Source organism: Bradyrhizobium sp. AZCC 2262, assembly GCF_036924535.1.
Taxonomy (GTDB): Bacteria; Pseudomonadota; Alphaproteobacteria; order Rhizobiales; family Xanthobacteraceae; genus Bradyrhizobium.
Window position 1 is genome coordinate 2,176,284 of sequence record NZ_JAZHRT010000001.1, and the last position, 20,549, is coordinate 2,196,832.

At 61.7% G+C, this 20,549-nt stretch carries 19 protein-coding genes and 1 pseudogene; 15 read left to right on the forward strand and 5 right to left on the reverse strand.

What is annotated here, in order from left to right; translation table 11 throughout:
- Positions 1-101: 101 nt before the first annotated feature.
- The 10 genes from V1283_RS10230 to V1283_RS10275 all read left to right on the forward strand — a co-directional run bounded on the left by V1283_RS10230 (position 102) and on the right by V1283_RS10275 (position 11,587).
- Entirely contained in the window at positions 102-1,091 is a 990-nt protein-coding gene (locus V1283_RS10230) for a sugar-binding transcriptional regulator (RefSeq protein ID WP_442895850.1), read from the forward strand.
- Between the two features lie 23 nt (positions 1,092-1,114).
- Positions 1,115-2,554 carry an ABC transporter substrate-binding protein gene (locus V1283_RS10235; RefSeq protein ID WP_334386337.1) on the forward strand — a complete coding sequence of 480 codons (1,440 nt, stop codon included), beginning with the start codon at positions 1,115-1,117 and terminating at the stop codon, positions 2,552-2,554.
- 120 nt (positions 2,555-2,674) lie between these two features.
- Positions 2,675-3,592 carry a carbohydrate ABC transporter permease gene (locus V1283_RS10240; RefSeq protein ID WP_442895851.1) on the forward strand — a complete coding sequence of 306 codons (918 nt, stop codon included), beginning with the start codon at positions 2,675-2,677 and terminating at the stop codon, positions 3,590-3,592.
- Positions 3,593-3,609: 17 nt separating this feature from the next.
- Positions 3,610-4,467 carry a carbohydrate ABC transporter permease gene (locus tag V1283_RS10245; RefSeq protein ID WP_334386338.1) on the forward strand — a complete coding sequence of 286 codons (858 nt, stop codon included), beginning with the start codon at positions 3,610-3,612 and terminating at the stop codon, positions 4,465-4,467.
- 4 nt (positions 4,468-4,471) lie between these two features.
- Positions 4,472-5,575 carry an ABC transporter ATP-binding protein gene (locus V1283_RS10250; RefSeq protein WP_334386340.1) on the forward strand — a complete coding sequence of 368 codons (1,104 nt, stop codon included), beginning with the start codon at positions 4,472-4,474 and terminating at the stop codon, positions 5,573-5,575.
- Between the two features lie 16 nt (positions 5,576-5,591).
- Positions 5,592-6,707 carry an ABC transporter ATP-binding protein gene (locus V1283_RS10255; protein ID WP_334386342.1) on the forward strand — a complete coding sequence of 372 codons (1,116 nt, stop codon included), beginning with the start codon at positions 5,592-5,594 and terminating at the stop codon, positions 6,705-6,707.
- 2 nt (positions 6,708-6,709) lie between these two features.
- Positions 6,710-8,290: an FGGY-family carbohydrate kinase gene (locus V1283_RS10260; RefSeq protein ID WP_334386343.1), complete on the forward strand. Its 1,581-nt coding sequence runs from the start codon at positions 6,710-6,712 to the stop codon at positions 8,288-8,290.
- Complete coding sequence (locus V1283_RS10265) at positions 8,283-9,323, forward strand: 2-hydroxyacid dehydrogenase (RefSeq protein ID WP_334386344.1); 1,041 nt, start codon at positions 8,283-8,285, stop codon at positions 9,321-9,323. The genes V1283_RS10260 and V1283_RS10265 overlap by 8 nt, the downstream gene beginning before the upstream one ends.
- Before the next feature lie 15 nt (positions 9,324-9,338).
- On the forward strand, positions 9,339-10,076 hold the full coding sequence (locus V1283_RS10270; protein ID WP_334386345.1) for a class II aldolase/adducin family protein: 738 nt from the start codon (positions 9,339-9,341) through the stop codon (positions 10,074-10,076).
- Positions 10,073-11,587, forward strand: a complete 1,515-nt coding sequence (locus tag V1283_RS10275; RefSeq protein WP_334386346.1) for a glycerol-3-phosphate dehydrogenase — start codon at positions 10,073-10,075, stop codon at positions 11,585-11,587. The genes V1283_RS10270 and V1283_RS10275 overlap by 4 nt, the downstream gene beginning before the upstream one ends.
- A gap of 75 nt (positions 11,588-11,662) precedes the next feature.
- Here V1283_RS10275 and V1283_RS10280 read toward each other — a convergent pair.
- The 5 genes and pseudogenes from V1283_RS10280 to V1283_RS10295 form a co-directional block, all read right to left on the reverse strand.
- Positions 11,663-11,812 (reverse strand): annotated as a pseudogene (locus tag V1283_RS10280) (ABC transporter substrate-binding protein); the annotation flags it as partial.
- 1,147 nt (positions 11,813-12,959) lie between these two features.
- Positions 12,960-13,988 (reverse strand): IS110 family transposase, encoded by a 1,029-nt coding sequence (locus tag V1283_RS10285; RefSeq protein WP_334386347.1) that lies wholly within the window; start codon positions 13,986-13,988, stop codon positions 12,960-12,962.
- 225 nt (positions 13,989-14,213) lie between these two features.
- Entirely contained in the window at positions 14,214-15,038 is an 825-nt protein-coding gene (locus V1283_RS10290) for an AraC family transcriptional regulator (protein ID WP_334386348.1), read from the reverse strand.
- An 88-nt stretch (positions 15,039-15,126) separates the two neighbouring features.
- Complete coding sequence (locus V1283_RS44615; protein ID WP_442895719.1) at positions 15,127-15,381, reverse strand: TetR/AcrR family transcriptional regulator; 255 nt, start codon at positions 15,379-15,381, stop codon at positions 15,127-15,129.
- Positions 15,382-15,620: 239 nt separating this feature from the next.
- Positions 15,621-16,187 carry a hypothetical protein gene (locus V1283_RS10295; RefSeq protein WP_334386350.1) on the reverse strand — a complete coding sequence of 189 codons (567 nt, stop codon included), beginning with the start codon at positions 16,185-16,187 and terminating at the stop codon, positions 15,621-15,623.
- A gap of 387 nt (positions 16,188-16,574) precedes the next feature.
- Between V1283_RS10295 and V1283_RS10300 the strand changes: the two genes are divergently transcribed.
- The 5 genes from V1283_RS10300 (at position 16,575) to V1283_RS10320 (ending at position 20,546) form a co-directional block, all read left to right on the forward strand.
- Positions 16,575-16,700 carry a hypothetical protein gene (locus tag V1283_RS10300; RefSeq protein ID WP_334386351.1) on the forward strand — a complete coding sequence of 42 codons (126 nt, stop codon included), beginning with the start codon at positions 16,575-16,577 and terminating at the stop codon, positions 16,698-16,700.
- Between the two features lie 280 nt (positions 16,701-16,980).
- Positions 16,981-17,745, forward strand: coding sequence for an N-acyl homoserine lactonase family protein (locus V1283_RS10305; protein WP_334386352.1), 765 nt, complete (start codon positions 16,981-16,983; stop codon positions 17,743-17,745).
- 170 nt (positions 17,746-17,915) lie between these two features.
- On the forward strand, positions 17,916-18,734 hold the full coding sequence (locus V1283_RS10310) for an alpha/beta fold hydrolase (RefSeq protein WP_334386354.1): 819 nt from the start codon (positions 17,916-17,918) through the stop codon (positions 18,732-18,734).
- A 4-nt stretch (positions 18,735-18,738) separates the two neighbouring features.
- Positions 18,739-19,593: a fumarylacetoacetate hydrolase family protein gene (locus V1283_RS10315; RefSeq protein WP_334386356.1), complete on the forward strand. Its 855-nt coding sequence runs from the start codon at positions 18,739-18,741 to the stop codon at positions 19,591-19,593.
- A complete protein-coding gene (locus V1283_RS10320) occupies positions 19,590-20,546 on the forward strand; it encodes a C-terminal binding protein (protein ID WP_334386358.1) in 957 nt (318 codons plus the stop codon). Before V1283_RS10315 ends, V1283_RS10320 begins: the two co-directional genes overlap by 4 nt.
- Positions 20,547-20,549: the final 3 nt, after the last annotated feature.

Here is a 20,549-nt window from a genome sequence, read left to right on the forward strand (position 1 = left end):
GGGCTTGACGGTTCGTCTGCCGTCTGCAATTTTTTGCAGCCTCTGAAGAAATTTGCAAGCGGGACCTTTCGAGCGTGGCTGCACCTTCCGACAAGCTGCTCATGATCGATGGCGATGCATCGCTCGCGAGCCGCGCGGCGTGGCTGTATTTCGCCGCGGGACTGACGCAGTCGGAAGTCGCAACCCGCCTGAATATCCAGAGCACCAAGGCGCACCGCTTGATCGCGCGCGCGAGCCGCGAGGGCATGATCCGCGTTTTCGTCGAAGGCCCGGTGGCGGAATGCGTCGCGCTGGAAAACACGCTCGCCCAGCGCTTCGGCCTGGCGTTCTGCCGCGTGGCGCCCGATCTCGGTGAGGGCGATCTGCCGCTCAAGGCGCTGGCGCTCGAAGGCGCAAGCTTTCTGCGCCAGACCCTCGAACGCGGCGAAGACAAGGTGATCGGCGTCGGCCATGGCCGCACGCTCGCTGCCGTGGTCGAACAGATGCCGCAAACGCCCGCGCGCAATGTACAGTTCGTGTCGCTGCTTGGCGGGCTGACACGGAAATTCGCCGCCAATCCGTTCGACGTCATTCATCGCCTCGCCGAGCGCACGCACGCAGAGGCCTATCTGTTACCGGTGCCGGTATTCGCCAATTCAGTCGCTGACCGGGCCGTCCTGATGCAGCAATACGGCATCGCCGACGTGTTCGCGCTCGCGCGCAAGGCATCGTTGCTGTTCGTCGGCATCGGGCAGGTCAGCCGTGATGGGTTCCTGGTGTCGAGCGGCATGATCAAGTCCGACGAGGTGGCCGAATTGAAGCGGGTCGGCGCCTGCGCCGATCTGCTCGGGCATTTCTTCAGCGCCGACGGAACGGTGCTGGATGCCGACCTGTCGGCGCGTGCGACCTCCATGAGCGTGGCCGATCTCCGGAAGCACCGGATCGTCGCCATCGCCGGCGGCCCGGCCAAGGTGACGGCCCTACGCGGCGTGCTGCGCAGCGGCATTCTTCACGGATTGATCATCGACGAGGCGACCGCTCAGGCGCTCGCTTCCGACAAGCCGGAGAAAACATCCGGAAGAGCAAAGAACAAAGGCCGGAAGGGAAAGTAAGAAGCGCAACCTGGGAGGAATAAATGTTCGATCGTGAGAAGAACCTGTTCGAATCCTACGCCGCCAAACGCATCAGCCGGCGTGATCTGCTGGATGGCGCCGCCAGGCTCGGTATCGCTGGCGTCGCTGCAAACGCGGCCTTAGTATCCTCCGTGTCGGGGGCGATGGCTGCGGATTTCAACTGGAAGGCCCACAGCGGCAAGACGGTCAAGCTCTTGTTGAACAAGCATCCTTACGTCGATGCCATGGTCGGCGATATCGAGGCGTTCAAGACGCTGACCGGGATGAACGTGGCTTACGACATCTTTCCGGAGGACGTGTATTTCGACAAGGTGACGGCGGCGCTGTCCTCGAAGTCGGACCAGTACGACGCCTTCATGACGGGGGCCTACATGACCTGGACCTACGGTCCGGCAGGCTGGATCGAGGACCTCAACACGTACATCAAGGATCCGGCAAAAACCAATCCGGCGTTCGCCTGGGAAGACGTGCTGCCCGGACTGCGTGCCTCGACGGCATGGGACGGCGTCGCAGGCTCCGAGCTCGGCTCCGGCAAGGCCAAGCAATGGTGCATCCCGTGGGGCTATGAGCTCAACAACATCGCCTATAATCGCAAGGTCTTCGACAAGGTCGGCGTCAGGCCGCCGAACAACCTCGATGAGATGATCGAGGTCGCGGCCAAAATCACCAAGGACGCGGGAGGACCCTACGGCGTCGGCGTCCGCGGCTCGCGCTCCTGGGCGACCATTCATCCCGGTTTCCTGTCGGCCTATTCGAACTTCGGGCAGAAGGACTTCGTGATGGAAGGCGGCAAGCTGAAGGCCGCGATGAATACCAAGGCATCGAAGGAATTCCACGAGAAGTGGGTCAAGATGATCCAGGGGTCGGGACCGAAGAACTGGTCGACCTACACCTGGTATCAGGTCGGCACCGACCTCGGCGCCGGCGCTTCCGGCATGATCTTCGACGCCGACATTCTCGGCTACTTCATGAACGGCGGCGACAACAAGGAAAAGGGCAATCTGGGCTACGCGCCTTTTGCTGCCAATCCGGCGGCCAAGGCACCAACGCCGAATGTCTGGATCTGGTCGCTCGCGCTGTCGAGCTTCTCAAAACAGAAGGACGCTGCCTGGTTGTTCATGCAATGGGCGGCCTCCGTGGAGCATGATTTGTTCGGCGCGCGCAAGATGGACTTTGTCAATCCGGTGCGGGCCTCGGTGTGGAAGGACAGCGAGTTCCGCGACCGGATCGCGAAATCCTATCCCGGATATCTCGAGCAGCATGACGTCTCTTCGCCCGGCGCCAAGATCTACTTCACGGCGCAGCCGTTGTTCTTTGATCTGACGACCGAATGGGCGGCTTCCTTGCAGAAGATGGTGGCGAAGGAGGTCTCTGTCGACGAAGGACTCGACAAGCTAGCCGACAGCATCAATCGTCAATTGAAGCAAGCCGGGCTGGGTTGATCTATTACGTGGTGTCGGTTTCCGCCGCACCATGCAAGCCGTCGGCCTGGACTGCACCTGTCCAGGCTGACGGCATTCCGGCAAGCCGTTCGAGTCCCTGTCACCATGACCATGCTGCAAATGCTCCGGACGAGCGGGCGCGCTGACCGCAAGGCAAGGCCACGTGGGCAGATCCTGCCGTACGTGCTGAGCCTGCCGGCGCTGCTCGTCTGTGTGGCCATCCTCGTTCCGTTCGTAACGGCGGCGATCTATTCGCTGCAGCGCTATCGGTTGAACCTGCCATATCTGCGCGGCTTCATCGGTGTGCAGAACTATATCGATTTCTTCTCTGATCCCGCCTTCTGGAATACGCTCCGCATCTCGCTCACCTATACCGCATTGACCGTTGTGCTCGAGCTCCTGCTCGGTCTTGCGATCGCGCTGCTGCTGCGGCGGCCGACCCGGTTCCACAATGCAGTCTCGATCGCGCTGCTGTTGCCGTTGATGACCGCGCCCGCCATCGCGGCGTTGATGTGGAAGCTGATGACCAACCCGAGTTTCGGCATCCTGTCGTATCTGATCAGCCTGTTCGGCATCACTGATTTCAAATGGGCGTCCGATCCGTCGACCGCGCTGTTCACCGTGGTGCTGGTCGATATCTGGGTCTACACGCCCTTCATCATGATCCTGCTGCTCGCCGGATTGCGGTCGCTGCCACGGCAGCCGTTCGAAGCGGCGGCGCTCGACGGGGTGCCGGCAAGTTTCGTATTCTTCCGGATCACGCTTCCGATGCTGGCGCCGTACATTATCACGGCCTCGCTGTTCCGCCTGCTCGACGCGATCCAGCAATTCGACATCATTTACGCCATGACGCAAGGCGGCCCCGGCGACCGGCTGATGGTGTTTCAGGTCCAGGCCTATCTCGAATTCTTTCAATATACCAATGTGGGCCGCTCGACCGCGCTGTTGATGATCCTTTGGCTCATCACCAATATCCTGTCGAATATCTTCATCAAGAACTGGCTGCGGCTGCGCGAACGCGCGCGCCATCAGGCGTGACGTCGGGGAGAGCGGCGATGGAACATGTCAGTCTTGCAGGTCGCATCTTCCGGGGCGTGGCGCTTACGCTCATCCTCGTCTTCTTCATGTTTCCGATCTTCTGGATCCTCTTGATGTCGTTCCAGACCAACGAGCAGATCCTGCGGATTCCGCCCCGCATCTATTTCGAACCGACGCTCGCCAATTACGAGGCGCTGATCTCGGGTCAGTTGCGTACCGCGGCTGGCAATCTCCAGATCTCCTTCATGCGGAATCTCTTCAACAGCTTTGTGCTGTCGAGCGCGGCGGTGGTGTTGGCGTTGCTGTTGGGTGTGCCGGCGGCCTACGCCTTTGCGCGTTACAAGTTCCGGCTGGGCGAGACGATTGCGTTCACGCTGCTGTCGTTCCGCTTCGCGCCGCCGCTGCTCGTGCTGCTGCCGCTGTCGCTCTACTATCAGCAGCTCGGTCTCAATGACACCTATTTCGGCATCGTCTGGGTCTATCAGCTGATCGCGCTGCCTTTGATCCTGTGGATCGTGCGCGGCTATTTTGAGGATATGAGCCCCGACATCGAGCACGCCTATCGCCTTGCCGGCCATTCCTGGCGTGAGGCGTTCACGCGCATCGCCGTCCCGCTTGCCGGCCCCGGTATCGCGGCCGCCGGGCTCCTGTCGTTCATCTTCTGCTGGAACAATTTTATCTTTGCCTTGATCCTTGCCTCCGCCGACAAGCAGCCGGTGACGGTGGGCGCGCTTGCTTTCGTCACCGCTTCGGGCATTCAGTATGGCCAGATCGCCGCGGCGATTGTGCTGTCGGTGATGCCGACCTTGCTGCTCGCGCTCTATGCGCAGCGCTATCTGGTCGAAGGCCTGTCGCTCGGCGCGGTGAAAGGCTGATTGGATGGCGCGGCTCGAACTTAGATCCGTCGGCAAGAGCTTTGGCGTGGTGCGCCCGGCCGACGGTGTTTCGTTGACCGTTGAGCCCGGTGAAATCGTCGCAGTCTTCGGGCCGTCCGGGAGTGGGAAGACGGTGCTCCTGCGCATGATTGCGGGCATGTTCGAACCAGATGATGGCGATATCCTTGTTGGCGGCCGCTCCATGATCGGCGCCGCGCCGGAGCGGCGCGGGATCGGCATGGCGTTCCAGAATTTCGCGCTGTTCCCGCACATGACCGCGCGCGAAAATATTGCGAGCGGGCTGGGAGCAAAGGCCGCCGCATCCGACGCAGCTCCGCGAGTTGAGGCGATCAGCCGGCTGCTAAAGATCGAGCACGTGCTTGGTCATGCCCCGCGCGAATTGTCCAACGGCCAGAAGCAACGGACGGCGCTGGCGCGCGCGCTAATCGGCAACCCGGATGTGCTTTTGCTGGATGATCCGCTGCGCAACGTTGACGCCAAGTTGCGCTACGAAATGAGGCTGGAACTGCCGAACCTGTTGCGCCGCGGCGCTGCGGCGGTCCTCTACGTAACCCAGGATTATCGGGAAGCAATGGCGATCGCAGACCGCATCGCGGTGCTGGTCGACGGTCGGCTCGAGCAGGTCGCATCCGCCGAGCAGATCTATGTCACGCCGACATCGGTTGCGGTCGCGCGGTTGTTCGGCGATCCCAGCATCAATCTCGCTGAGGTCACGCCTTTCGTCGAGCATGGCACGCTGTCGGCGATGGTTTCTGGCGCTAAGGTGCGACTCGGCTCGGCCGATGGGCATCTGCCGGACTGTCCGTGTTGGCTCGGCGTCCGGCCCGAGGATCTGGTGATTTCATTCTCCAACAGCGAGGACGCGATACCGGCCCGCATTCTCGCCGTCACTCCGATGCACGAGAAGGCGGTGTTGCTGCTGCGGCTTTCGGACGCGACGGAGTGGCTTACGGCGCTGCCGCCGGACGCGTCGCACGCCGCTGCCAATGACGCGGTCTTCGTCCGCTTCGCGCCGGAAGCCGCGCTGTTGTTCGATCGCACGACAGGGCTTCGAATAGGTCTGTCGCACCGGCGGCAGGCGGCGTGATGGGAGCGGGATGACCATGGGCACGCTCGAACTTCGCGATCTCGACAAGGTGTACCGCAGCCGCGGCAAGCCGCCGGTGCATGCCGTCCGCTCCCTCAACATGAACATCGAGAAGGGCGAGATCGTTGCGCTGTTGGGATCGTCAGGATGCGGAAAGACCTCAACGTTGCGTATGATTGCGGGCTTCGAGAGTGTGACGGCAGGCTCGATCGCGCTGCGCGGGCGGCGGATCGACGAGCTGCCGCCGGCGCGCCGGAAGGTGGCAATGGCCTTCGAAGGCTATTCGCTCTATCCGCCGCTGACCGTCCGCCAGAACATCGCGTTCGCGCTGAAATCCCAGCAGCTGTCGCGGAGCGAGGTATCGCGCCGCGTCGATGCCGTCGCCCGGCTGGTCGAGATCGATGACATTCTGGAGAGTTTTCCGCGTGCGATTTCTGGAGGGCAGCAGCAGCGCGTCTCGCTGGCGCGCGCACTGGTGCGGGATGCCGATCTCTATTTGCTGGACGAGCCGATGGGGCAGCTCGAACCGCAGCTGCGGGCGGTGCTGCGTGGCCGGATCAAGAATCTGCTCGCAGAGCGTGAGATGACCGCGATCTTCGTCACCCACGATCAGACCGAGGCGAGCGCGCTGGCCGATCGTATCGCGGTCATGGAAGATGGGGTGCTGCAGCAATTCGCGAGCGAGAAGGAGCTGAAGAACCGCCCCGCCAACCTGTTCGTCGCAAGCTTCATCGGCGAGCCGCCGATGAACCTGCTCGCGGCAGATGTCGCACCGTCGGATGGCGGCTTCCGCCTGTCGGTCGGCTCGGACATAACCTTTCAGATCCGAGGCGACGTACTTGAACCTGCGGCGGAAAAGGCACTTGGCGAGCTGCCGCGCGTGCGGGTAGGCATCCGGCCGCAGAAGATCGCCGTCGGGACGGGGGATGTGCGGGTGCGCGTCATCTCCAACCAATGGCTTGGCGATCAATCGCATATCGCCGGCGAATGTGCCGGCAACCTGCTGATTGCCGTGATTCCGAGCCGGATTGCAGCACGGCCGGGAGACATCGTTCAGTTCGCGCTGGAGCCGCGTCACCTGCACATTTTCGGCCCCGATGGAGCTTGCATTCACCACGCGGAGGTTTCCTGACAATGGCCTCCACGCGCAGCCGAGACGTGATCATCGGCATCGATGCCGGCACTTCGTTGATCAAGACCGTGGCGTTCACGCGGGATGGCCGGCAGCTCGGCGACTTCTGCCTGCCGAATACCTACAGCACGTTGCCCGGCGGTCGCGTCGAGCAGGACATGTCGCGCACCTGGAATGATACCGTTGCGGCGCTTTGCGGGCTTGCAACGAAGGTACCTGATCTTGCCGCGCGCGCAGCTGCCATCGCGGTCACCGGGCAGGGCGACGGCACGTGGCTCGTTGACAGCGACGGCCGGCCAGTCGGACCGGCGCTGCTCTGGCTCGACTCGCGTGCGGCCGCGCTGGTCGAGGCGATCCGCGGCAGCGAGCGCAACGCGCCTCTTTATCGGCGTACCGGCTCCGGGCTCAACGCCTGCCAGCAGGGGCCGCAATTGGCCTGGCTGCACACGCACGCTCCCGAGATCCTGTCGCGGGCCACGACGGCCTTTCACTGCAAGGACTGGCTCTACTTCCTGCTTACCGGCAAGCGCGCAACAGACCCGTCAGAGGCGACATTCTCGTGCGGCGACTTCCGAAAACGTTGTTTTGACACCGAAACGGCGCGACTGATCGGCATTGCCGATCTGGTCAAACTGCTTCCCGAGGTTGTTGACGGTGCTTCCGTGACGCATCCGCTCAACGCTGCCGCCGCGGCGGAGACAGGCCTGCCCGAAGGTGTGCCGGTTTGTCTCGGTTATGTCGACGTGATCTGCACGGCGCTTGGCGCGGGGCTCTATGACCCGGATCCGGAGGTCGGCTGCACCATCGTCGGTTCGACCGGGATGCATATGCGGCTTGTTCGAAACGCGGACGCGGTGACGCTGAACACCGAGGCGACCGGCTACACCATGGCATTCCCGGTGCCCGGCCATTACGCTCAGATGCAATCCAACATGGCGGCCACGCTGAACATCGACTGGTTGCTCGATCTGGCGCTGGACCTCCTTGCCGTCGAGGGCGTAACCCGGTCGAGAGGCGACCTGATCGGCCGGCTTGACGAGGAAGTGCTGCAGGCGAAGCCGGGTGAGGTGCTGTTTCATCCTTTCATCTCCGATGCCGGCGAGCGCGGTCCGTTCGTGGCCCACGACGCTTGCGCGCAATTCTTCGGCTTGCGCTCGCGCCATCGCTACCGGGACCTGATGCGGGCGGTGATGGAGGGGCTCGCTTTCGCAGCGCGCGATTGCTACGCCGCCATGGGCGCTCTGCCGCGCGACGTGCGGATCACCGGCGGCGCGGCGCGCAGCCGCGCCCTTGGCGCCATCCTCGGTGCCGCGCTGGACTGCGATATCCAGGTCTGCAGCCGCGGCGAGGCAGGGGCTGCGGGGGCGGCGATGATCGCGGCCGTGGCGATCGGCTTCTATCCGGACATGACCGCCTGCGCCGACGATTGGGTGAGGCCGCATCTCAACGCGCCGCAGAAGCCGGATGCCGCGCTGGCGAGGCGCTATGCGCAGATGTTCCCGGCCTATCTCGATGCGCGCCTTGCATCGCGGCCGATCTGGAAGCGGCTTGCTGCGCTGCGCGCGGGAGGCGACCATGTCTAGTTCGATCGCCATCGTCGGGGATCGCTTCATGCTGCCGTCGGTCTTTGCCGAGCGGATCGCGGCTGCCTGCGGCAACGGCGTCAATATCCGCACGCTGGAGCAACCCTGGCCGGACGAGCCGATGGAGCACGGCTACGCGGGCTCGACGCTCGATGGGTTGAAGGAGTTCATGGGCCATCCCGATGAGATCGCTGATTTCATCGGCGACGCCACGCTTCTCGTCACTCATCTGGCGCCGATCTCGCGGTCGATGCTCGAGCGGCTGCCGAAGCTCAAATTCATCGCGGTCTCGCGCGGAGGCCCGGTCAATATCGATATGAAAGCGGCACGCGATCACAACGTGCTGGTCGTCAATACGCCCGGTCGCAACGCCAGTGCGGTGGCCGAATTCACGATCGGCGCCATACTCGCCGAGACGCGGCTCATCCGCAGCGGCCATGAGGCGCTGCGGGCGGGCGAATGGCGCGGCGATCTCTATCGGGCCGATCGCGCGGGGCGCGAGCTCGGCGAAATGACCGTCGGGATCATAGGTTATGGTGCGATCGGCAGCCGCGTGGTGAAACTGCTCAAGGCTTTCGGCTGCAAGCTCCTGGTGGCCGATCCTTATGTCCAGCTCAGCGCGGCGGACCGCGACGATGGCGTCGAACTTGTCGCGCTTGAGCAATTGCTGGCGCGCGCCGACGTCATCAGCCTGCACGCGCGGGTGACGCGTGAGACTACCGGATTCATCGGCCGCGAGGCGCTCGCGCGGCTGAAGAAGGGCGCGTTTCTGATCAATAGCGCGCGCGGTCCGCTGGTCGATTATCAGGCGCTTTACGATGCGCTGGCGTCCGGCCAGCTCGGCGGTGCCATGCTCGACACTTTCGCTGTTGAGCCGGTGCCGCCCGACTGGCCGCTGCTGCGACTGCCAAACGTCACGCTGACGCCTCACATCGCCGGCGCTTCCGTGCGCACTGTCACCATCGCCGCCGATCAGGCGGCCGAAGAGGTTCGCCGCTTTCTCGCGGGCGAGCCGCCGCTCAATCCGTGCTGAAGAAGGGATCACGACATGACCCGTGAGGAACGACAATTGCGCGAGGCGATCATCGCCAAGTGCCGATGGATGAACGCGTCGGGTCTCAATCAGGGCACCTCCGGCAACATCTCCGCCCGCTATAAGGACAGGATGCTGATCACGCCGTCAGCGACGCCGTATGACGCCATGAAGCCGGAGATGATTGCGTCGATGCCGCTCGAGGGCGCGTACGGAGAATGGACCGGGCCGCTGCAGCCGTCGACCGAATGGCGCTTCCATCTCGACATCATGCGTGCCCGCCCGGATGTTGGCGGCATCGTCCACACCCATTCTACCTATGCCACCGTACTCGCCATTGCGCGCAAGTCGATCCCGGCCTGCCATTACATGATGGCGGCGTTTGGCGGGACTGACATCCGCTGCGCGGGCTACGCGCGCTACGGCACCAAGGAATTGTCGGAGCTTGCAATCGCGGCGCTGGAGGGCCGCAACGGCTGCTTGCTGGCCAATCATGGCATGATCGCGCTGGGGGCCAATCTGGACAAAGCCATGTGGCTCGCTGTCGAACTCGAGACGATCGCGCGGCAATATTACCTTTCGCTCGCCCTCGGCTCTGCCTGCACCCTCAGCGAGGAGGAAATCGCGGAAACGGCGAAAGGATTTTCGACCTACGGTCCGCAGACCTCGCAGCCCAAGCCAACGACGAAGGCGCGCGCATCGGCCAAGGCCGCGCCGCGCCGGGCAGAGAAGAAGCGCAGCAGGAAACGATGACGGACACTGCGCCGGTCACGGGCAGGGATCACGGGCTGGTCGACATCGCCATCATCGGCGGCGGAATAAATGGGGCTGGCATCGCGCGCGATGCTGCTGGTCGCGGGCTGAAAGTCCTGCTTTGCGAGAAAGGCGATTTCGCAGAAGGCACATCGTCGCGCTCGGGCAAGCTCGTGCATGGTGGCTTGCGTTATCTCGAATATTACGAGTTCCGGCTGGTGCGCGAGGCCTTGATCGAGCGGGAAGTTCTGCTGGCCTCCGCTCCTCATATCATCTGGCCGCTTCGGTTCGTTCTCCCGCATTCGCCGGAGCAGCGCCCCGCATGGCTGGTTCGGGCCGGGCTGTTCCTCTACGATCATCTCGGCGGCCGCAAGCGACTGCCGCCAAGCCGCAGCCTCGACCTCTCGCGAGTTCCCGAAGGGATGCCGCTGCGGCCTGAGTTCCGGCGCGCCTTCGAATATTCCGATTGCTGGGTCGATGATGCGCGGCTCGTGATCCTCAATCTCGTCGATGCCGCGCGTAACGGCGCCCGGGTATTGCCGCGTACCCGCGCCGTACGCGCATGCAGGGAAGGGGACAGATGGCGGCTCGAGATGCAGGGCGAGGACGGCGGCGCGCAGGCCGTGCAAGCCGGCGTGCTCGTCAATGCGGCGGGACCCTGGGTGCAGGACGTCGTGCAGGGAGTAGCCGGCCTGAATTCCGCTCACAATGCGCGGCTTGTCAAAGGCAGCCATATAGTGGTGCCGAAATTCTGGAGCGGGCCGCATGCCTACCTGCTGCAGAACGACGATCGCCGCGTCATCTTCGTCAATCCGTATGAAGACAATCTTGCTCTGATCGGCACGACCGACATTCCCTATGATGGGTGCGCGGAGGAAGTGGCGATTGATGACGCCGAGGTCACGTATTTGCTGCAGGTGCTACGCCGCTACTTTCGAAACGCACCGCAGGATCGCGACATCGTTCATGCTTTCTCCGGTGTTCGGCCGCTCTATGACGACAATTCGGAGAATCCGTCCGCCGTGACGCGGGACTATGTCTTCGAGATCGACGGCGCGCCGGAGCTTCCGCCGCTGCTTTCGATCTTCGGCGGCAAGATCACCACCTATCGCAGGCTGGCGGAACATGCGTTACAGCGCCTGGGACCCTGGTTTCCGAAGATGTCGCCGGCGTGGACTGCGCATAAGCCGCTGCCTGGCGGCGATATTCCCGGCACATTTGATGATTTCGCCGCGGATCTGGCCCGCGACTATGCCGGCCTCCCGCAGACGCTGGTCCATCACTGCGCGCGTCTGTATGGCACGCGCGCGCAGGAACTGCTGGGTTCAGCCCGTTCCTGCGCCGATCTTGGATGCCATTTCGGCGGAGACTTCTACGAACGCGAGGCGTCTTACCTTCGAGAAACGGAATGGGCCAGGAGCGCGGCCGATTTTCTGGAGCGGCGAACCAAGCATGGGCTGCATCTAACGGCAGCTCAGCGGGCCGTATTCGAAGCCAGCGTCGGAAGCTAAGTCCTCAAGCGACCATACCGGAAATGTTGGAGAGAGACTTTGATGAAATTCGCGGAGCTCACGCACAGGATGTAACTGCGCGTAAGTGGCCGGATCGGCCACGATCAGATCGGTGCGCCGGGCAACCACAAGAGCCAGAGGATCTTCGGGTTCCAGCGATGCGATGAGATAGAGCTGCCGGCCTTCGCCCAGAAGCACGCGCTTGACGGGCGCGTTGAGCGTGACCTGTTGCAGTTTGGTGGGACGCCTCAAAGCCGGGAATCGCGCCGACATAAACGCGCTTGTTCCGGAAATAGCGCTCATTGATCGGGGCGACCGCAATCCGCATTTGGTTACGCGCTAATTTGGTCAGATCGAGAAGAAGTCCGATCGGATAGGGGTGTCTAAATCCGATTCACTACTAATCGACACCGCTCTTTCGATTGCCGTTCCTCCATAATGACGTCATTGCGCAGCGAATGATTCCTCGCAGATGCATCGCGGTTTTTTGGTGGATTAAGGGAGAATGGCGATGCGCCCAGCGACGTTTCTGAGGAGTTGGCTTTATATGGCCAGCAGTTCTCTGTGGGAGCATATTGCCGCCGTTATGGACGGCTTGGCGATCGCGCGCGCCCGGCGGCTATACTATTTTCGCGGAAATAGTATAACGAGGCGAATACGAAAGAAAATACGGTAAACGATTGAAATCGCAAGACTATCGCTTTTCAGTGGCCCCCATGATGGATTGGACCGGGACATCTCGAACAGCGAAGTAGGATCAATACTTAACAATAGTCGTCGCTCGGCGTGCAGTACCAAATGCAGTACCGATCTGGTTTTGAGGCGTAAGCAGGCGATTGATGTCGCAATTTGGTGTGCATTGGGTCACTCGCGCGTAGCGCAGCGTACTACGCCAATCTGCGCGATTGCGCTCCTTCGAACGTAGGCGGCGTTCTGTCCCGTTTATCAAGGTGGTGGAGGCTGCGAGTATCGCGCGCCCGTCGTTGTCACCGTTCGCTGCTTGGGCTCAGTCGAATTTGAAAAGCTCAGCGGTTCTCTACGGCTTTCGCCTCAACAAGATGCTCGAGGCCCATCGTCGCCAGTGTTCTGTCGCAGAATGAGCGTGTGTGGACGCCCCGCAAGATGCAAGCAGTTTTTTCCGGTCGCGTCCAGGCATGTGGTCAGGTGCGGTCGTGTGTCCGGCCTCATGATGCGGCTTCATCCACGCCGCGGGCCCGTATGGAGATATGCAGACCGGGACCATTTCGGTTATGCGCGCTCGAAGGCGCTTCGCTCATAATGCTGGTTTGCCCGATCCGGTCTCGTGACCATTTGCCCTTACGTGTCCTTTCGCCCTGCTTCCACCTTCAACGTCAACCCGTCGATCGTTGCTCTATGTGGCTGCGACCGCCGGATCCCTATAAATTCCGCCCTTTGCCATAAGCGCCCACGCAACGCGCGCCATGCGGTTGGCTAAGGCGACGGCTACCAGCATGCGCGGCTTTTTTGCCATCATCCGCCCCAGCCAGGAGCCTTTCGGTGCGCCGCGTCGTACCGCCCAGCGAACTACGGCGACCGCGCCAATGATGAGCAAGCGGCGAAGATCGCGCTGCCCCATCTTCGAGGTCCTGCCGAGCCGCTCTTTGCCCCCGGTCGAATGTTGGCGCGGTGTAAGGCCAATCCAGGCAGCGAAGTCACGACCCTTGGTGAAGGTCTCAGCTGGTGGTGCGAATGTCGTCATGGCCGCTGCCGTGACGGCACCAATTCCAGGAATCGTCATCAGTCGCACTATGGTTTCGTCACTGGAGGCACGCGCCCGGAGTTCTTTCTCCAGCACCTCAATCTCTTCACTCAATGTCATGATCTGCTTCACCAACATGCCTGCCAGTTTGACCACGGGTCCCGGAAGTATACCGCTTTCTCCCTCGATCACCGCGATCAAGCGACCGATGTGGACAGGGCCTGCCCGAGCCACGACACCGTATTCGGCTAGATGACCACGCAGGGCATTGATTGTCTGAGTACGCTGCCTCACCAGCAAATCCCGTGTCCGGAACGCCATCGCGGCAGCCTGCTGTGCTTCGGTCTTCGGTGCGACGAAGCGCATGGTCGGTCGCAAAGCCGCCTCCACAATTGCCTCGGCATCGGCCGTATCGTTCTTCTGCCGCTTCACGAACGGCTTTACATACCCTGGCGCGACCAGCCGGACCTGATGACCCAGCGCTCCGATCGCACGCGCCCAATGGTGCGCTCCCGCGCAGGCTTCCATTGCCACGATGCAGCTTGGCTGAGACGCGAAGAATCTCAGAACTTGTCCACGCGTGAGTTTCCGCCGGAAAACTACCGATCCATCCGCCGTCGCGCCGTGCGCCTGAAACACGTTCTTGGCCAGGTCCAACCCGATGATGCTAATCTCTTCCATGGACGTCCCCTTCGTAGCGGTTTCGACACCACTACCTTGGCACAATGGATGCCGTCGGGGGCGTCCACCCCCTCGGTTATGGAGCGCCAGCCTAACCGCAACAAACGGCACAATGGGAGCAAGTTACGCTTGTGCCATCGAGATCGCACCAAACGACGTGGCAGGAATCGGGAGGATGTTCGGTGGCCAGACCTGCCGTCTCGAGGTCCTGCCGCGATCGATCCTTCAATCGAGATCACGGCGGTATCGGCTTGGCGCCTGTCCGGTCAGCCGATGAAAGGCTGCCGTAAATGTACTGGTTTCGCTGAATCCAACAGCGAGCGCTATCGCGGTGATCGACAGCTCGCGCTTGGCCAACAGCTGCTTCGCTCGTTCGATGCGGCGCGTTGCATGATATTTGCGCGGCGGCACGCCGAAGGACCGCTTGAAAGATCTGCAGAGATGGTAGGGGCTTAGCTGCACCAGCTGCGCAAGGGCCGCGAGCGGAATGTCGTCAGAGACATGCTCCTCTATGTATTCGGCCAGTCGCCTTTGCTGCCAAGCCGCCAAACCGCCTCGATCCGCCGGTGTGCTAAGCGGATCGGCATTGCCATTGATGCGAACGAGTTCGTGCGCAAGCAAAATCCCCAATGCCTCCCCATACTGCCGATGCATCAAGCTGCGATTTTCAACCTGGGCCTTGAGCTTGAGAGCGGTCTCCCACAGGTTCCGGTCATAGAAGAACAGCCGTGGCTTGAATTCAATCTCGGAGAACCGCAGTTCTGGATCGGCAAGGGGCCCCTGCGGATCGATGTAAATCTGAACCGTACGTGCGAACGCACGCGGTTGCTGCGATCCGCGAAGGTTATGTCCTGCGGGGACGAAGGTAAGTTTATGTGAAAGGATGCGTTGGTTCGACCGGGGCAGCCCCTCAAGCAGAGTTTCTCCTGCTCTCGCTCCGAAAGCTCCGCAGCAATGAGGAGATGGCGGGGAGATCTGAAGCGATATTCGAAAGGCGTGCGCCGCTTCACCTGGACCGTCTCGACCTTGAAGCCACGCCAGGTCTCGCAATGGCGTTTGACGATCTTCGCTGGCGAATAGGCGATGACCGAGCCCGTCTCAATTTGTGTGTCGCTTCGCAACGCCCGTCGACCAGGACCTAGTGGAGTTCCGGATTCACTCGGTGTGCATCGAGGCCGGCCCGAACGAGGGCGAGCACGCTCTCCTCTAGCGGAAGATCAGCGCTGCGGGCGAGCGCTTGGTCCACGTCTGAAAGCAAGTCTGCGGCGTGCGCCTGAAACAGGGCCTCGACGAGGGACTCCTTGTTGGGAAAATACTGGCAGAGCGTTCCAATGCTGACGCCGGCCCGCTCTGCAATCGCCCCTGTTGTCGATTCATCATATCCGCGGGCCACCCGCCCGAGGCGTTTGCCATTTCGCCCGTGGAGACGATGGCGGATCGGTCGATCCGCAATTCCGGACGGTCGCTCAAGGTCAGCGCTTGCGTGTTGGCGACGAGATTATCCGGTGGCTTGATCAGGCACTCGGCGTCGGCGCCGACGCGGCCTCAACCGTCGAGTGTCGTTGGGGTGCACAAACCACGCGCGGCACGAAAGACCAATGCGCCGCGGCTATTGTTCTTGCTCAGGCGCAATCATTTATCGTGCGCCCTTGCAGGGCTGCCATAGACCCACATGGGTTCGCCGCACTCGCTCGGACCATGGTCGGTCATACAGGCGGCGCTCCACGGCGGAGCCAGGACCGCGCGACCGACTGCGCCGGCTGCGGTATAAGCGTCTCTCGCCGCGCCGGCATGGGCTTCTCTTGCAACGGCGGGAACGGTGAAGGTTGTGGTCACCACAAGCGCCAGCAAGGACGCGACCGAAAGATTGCTCTTCATCATCATAGACTCCGATTCTATTACATCAGGTCGTGCGAGATGGTTGCTCGCACCATAGGGGGTCGCGAAGCCGACGGGGTTGGCTTCTTCACGCACATGGAGAAACCAACCGCTGTTTAAAGAGATCGTGCGCTCACGTTGTTTCAACACCGCGTGATGTCGTTGTGTAAGACGTCGCTTCGTCCCGTCGTCGACCATATGCAAGATGTCGGTTGGGCACCGATGTGTTGGGTAGTTGCCAGGGCGAACGCTCGCGTGATGCACCCTCCCTCGCAATGAAAATCTGGCAATGCTTCTCAACATTTTGTAGGCGTTCGGCATAGCCGAACACCGCCGCGACTCCGCTGTCAACCTGCCGCTAAAACAGGTTCGATCCGTCACATAGCGAAGGCCGCGAGGTCGGCGATGGGAAGGACAATCCAGAGATCATTGCCGCTTGTCGGCTGGCTTTCACTGGCTTCGAGAAGAACGATCGGTCTGAGTTGGTCCGGCTCCTCAGCGAGGACGTCGTGTTCGACTTCTCTGATTCTTGCCATATGGCGGCCGATATGAAGGCAAGGCGGAGTTTCTCGCCTTTGGAAGCATGTCGCGGACAAGTGGCAATACTACTACGACGCTCACGACATCCTGCAGGACCGCAACTATGTCCTCGCCCTCGTCGTGACCAAGGCGCTGTCTCGGGACAATATCCTCACGGAGAACGAGCACATGTTCCTGTTCAAGGCACACAACGGGCGCATCATATGCACGCGCCTCTATGTCGATGCCGCTCGCGCGCGCGACGTGCTGGAAGGCCGCGAGCCGCGTCGCTTTCCGAAGATGACTTCTGCGTAACGACGATAAGGTGATCGCCGATACATCCATTCTCTGGCGCAACCGACTTTGAAAACTGAAGAGCGGATTTTATTTCACCGATGTTCGGCAATGCCGAACATCGGTGAGACCGGCCCCGTCAATGCATCGTAGGAAGGCTCTCGAGCCCTTACCGACAAGCCTGCCGCCCTCTCCGTGAAAGGTCCGGGCGGCGCACCCCAAGCTCGAAACGGCAGATGCTTCGCGCATCGCCAGCGCCGACAACTTCGGAGGGAATATGACTGGTCTTCGAATAAGCGCGATGAACGTTGGACCGCTCAGCGTGGACGCCAACCTCCTGGTCGCATTCGCACCAGGCCGCCTAGAAATTCCCACGACCGCGGCCGTGATTGTCCATCCGACCTATGGCGTTGTGCTGTGGGATACGGGCATCAGCGGCGTGGTTGCGGATCCGGACCGGCGAGACGCCTATTGGGGCGCAAACGTCGCCAGCGGCTTTGGTCCGCACGCATTCAAGCGTGAGCACGCTATTGACGCCCAATTGGAGAAGTTGGGAATCAAGCCAAAGGACGTGCGCTACGTGCTCTATTCGCACCTGCACCTCGATCATGCCGGCGGCATGTCGTATTTTCCTGACGCCGTCCACGTCGTTCAACGCGATGAGATCCGCTACGCTATGTGGCCGGACACCTGGACCAGCCCGGTCTATTGCCAGAACGACTTCCGAGATATCCGGAAGCTCAACATTCTCGAAATCGATGGTGACTTCGACCTGTTTGAGGACGGCACCCTGCGTCTGCTGAAGACGTCCGGTCACGCTCCCGGCCATCAGGTTCTGATCGTCAACCTGCCGAACCGAGGACGCATCTGTATGGCTGCCGATACTGGTCACCAGCGCGACGGGTTCGACAACTTAGTTCCGATGCCTTGGGACTGGAGCACGAGCGCTATGTCGATGACGCGGATGCGTATGAAACAGTTAGAGCGGAGCGGCGTACCAATTTTCCTCTGCCACGACGCCAGCGATTTCGCGAAGCTGCCGCAGGACGGCGAGTTCTGGGACTGAGACTTCGGTTGGGACTGGTCAAGCGCTTGCAGGGTGCAGTTGCGGTTGAGTGGCAATAAGTCCTCTTCGAAGCGAGGTGTTCCGTCCATGTTCCGACCCCTTTTCATAAGGTGAGTACCGAGATGACACCGACTCTAAGGCGCCATACCATTGCCGTTAATGGGATCCGAATGCATGTCGCAGAAGTTGGAGAGGGCGCACCCGTCGTCCTGCTTCATGGCTACCCCGAGACCTGGTACGCGTGGCGGAAGCAGTGGCCCGATCTAGCCCGCGATTACCACGTAATCATGCCCGATCTGCGCGGGTATGGCGACACCGACAAGCCCGACGTCGGCTACGATAAGCGGACCATGGCGGAAGACATCCGGCAGGTCGCGGTTCATCTCGGCTATGAGCGGATCGCACTCGTCGGCCACGATCGTGGCGCTCGGGTCGCGACGCGTTTCGCCAAAGATCACCGGGGCATGGTCGATCGCCTGGCAGTGCTGGACAACATCCCGACCCGCGTTGTCTTCAATGCGACGGACGCGAAGCTCGCTAAGCTCTATTGGTTCTTCTACTTCCAACAGGTCCCGCATCTGCCCGAAGCGCTGATCCAGGGGCGAGAGGAAATCTTCCTCCGTCATTTCTACAGCACCTGGTGCTACAACCCCGGTGCGATCGAGGAGACCGCCGTCGCCGAGTATGTCCGCGCCTACTCCCAGCCGGGTGCCCTGCGGGGCGCGTTCAACGATTATCGTGCGGGGCCGGTTGATTTGAAGCAGGACATCGAGGATCAGGACGATCTGATCGACTGCCCAGTGCTGGCGATTTGGGGCTCCGACTTTGAGCTCGTCGGCAAAACCTTCGATGTATTGGAAGTCTGGAAGGGGTTCGCGAGCAACGTGCGCGGCGTCGCCATCCCCGAGTGTGGACATCTCCCCCAAGAAGAACAGCCGGAACGCGTGAATCAAGAACTGCGCGAGTTCCTTCGCGGATGGGGCGGGTGAAGCCATGAAACTTGTCAATTTTCATGGTTCAGAAGGCATCCAGGCTGGTGTCGTTCGTGAAGGCGGCGTCGAGGATCTAGCAGCCTCGGACCTTTGGCAGGGACCCGCGCCTGTTGCCCTCAGCGATATCTCTGCGCTCGCCGCGAAGATCGGGGCGCCAGCCAGTCCGCTCGTCCCGATTGAGAGCTTGCGCCTTGCCCCGGTCGTCGTGGCGCCTGAGAAGATCATCTGCGTTGGGCTCAACTATCGCCGTCATGCAGTCGAGGCCAACATGCCGATCCCCACGACGCCGGTGATCTTCGGAAAGTTCGCGAATAGCCTGAGCGCCTCCGGCAACCACATCGCCCTCCCGACCGTCGACTTCAAGTATGACTACGAAGCCGAACTGGGGGTGATAATCGGCCGCGAGGCACGTGACGTATCGGTCGATCGAGCGTTGGACTCCGTCGCGGGATATTGCTGCGCCAACGATCTCTCCGCTCGCGGCACGCAACTCGCCACTAGCCAGTGGATGATCGGCAAGATGTTCGACGGGTTTCTGCCGCTAGGCCCATTTCTCGCGACGACCGACGACATCCCGGACCCGCAAGCTCTCGGAATCCAGTGCCGGGTCAATGGCGAAATCCGCCAGTCCTCGTCGACAAGCGACATGATCTTCAGCGTTGCCGAGATCATCGCTTTCCTCAGCCGGCACGCCACGCTGAAGCCAGGCGATGTCATCATCACCGGTACGCCGGAAGGCGTCCTGATGGGTCACAAGACACCGATTTGGCTGAAGCCGGGCGACGAAGTCGCGATCGACATTGCCGGCCTTGGCGTCCTGACCAACATGCTCACCACGGAGGAAGCTCGTTCATGAAGACGGTTCTAGTTACCGACCATGTTTTTCCGAACCTCGATCCCGAAAATGCAGTCCTCGAGGGCATCGGTACGCTACGGGAAGCCGGTTCAGTCAAAGATGCCGAGCTGTTGGAATTGGCTCGGGATGCGGACGCGGTACTGAACTGCTACCGGCCGCTCTCCGCCGACATCGTCGAGGCCATGAAGAACTGCCGGATCATAGCGCGCTATGGCATCGGGGTTGACACGATCCCCTTGGAAGTCGCGACCTCGCGCGGCATCCAGGTCACGAACGTCCCGGATTATTGTATCGAGGAGGTTGCCGATCACGGCTTGGCGCTGATCCTGGCATTGACGCGCGGCATCATCCGCGGTCTGGATCAGACCCGCGGCGGTGGCTGGAACGTGAAATTGCTTCGACCGCTTCACCGCCAACGTGGTCAAACACTCGGCTTGGTCGGGTTCGGCCGCATCGCCCGGGCGCTTGCCCATCGTGCAACGGCGCTTGGCTACGAAATTATCGTCTCCGATCCGTTTCTGTCCGACGAAGCGGTTCGGACTGGAGGCGCTCGCCCCGCCGACCTCGATACTCTGTTCAAAGAGTCTGACGTGGTCTCGCTTCATGCGCCGCTGACCTCGAAGACCCGGCACATGGTCAATGCTGAGCGGCTGGCAACCATGCGAACTGGCGCTGTGCTGGTCAATACGTCGCGCGGCGGGCTAGTCGATTACGAGGCGGTCGTCACGGCACTCCGCGGTGGGACTCTCGGCGGTGCCGGCCTCGACGTCCTCGAAACTGAACCACCCGCAGCGCGTTCCTCGCCGATTGGTGAAGTGCCCAACCTCGTTGTTACACCCCATCTGGCGTTCTACTCGGAGCAGGCGCTCGTTGAACTCCAGCGCAAGGCAGCGGAACAGATCCGCGCGGTTTTGGAAGGCCGTGCGCCAGATTATCCCGTCAACACGATCTAGCTC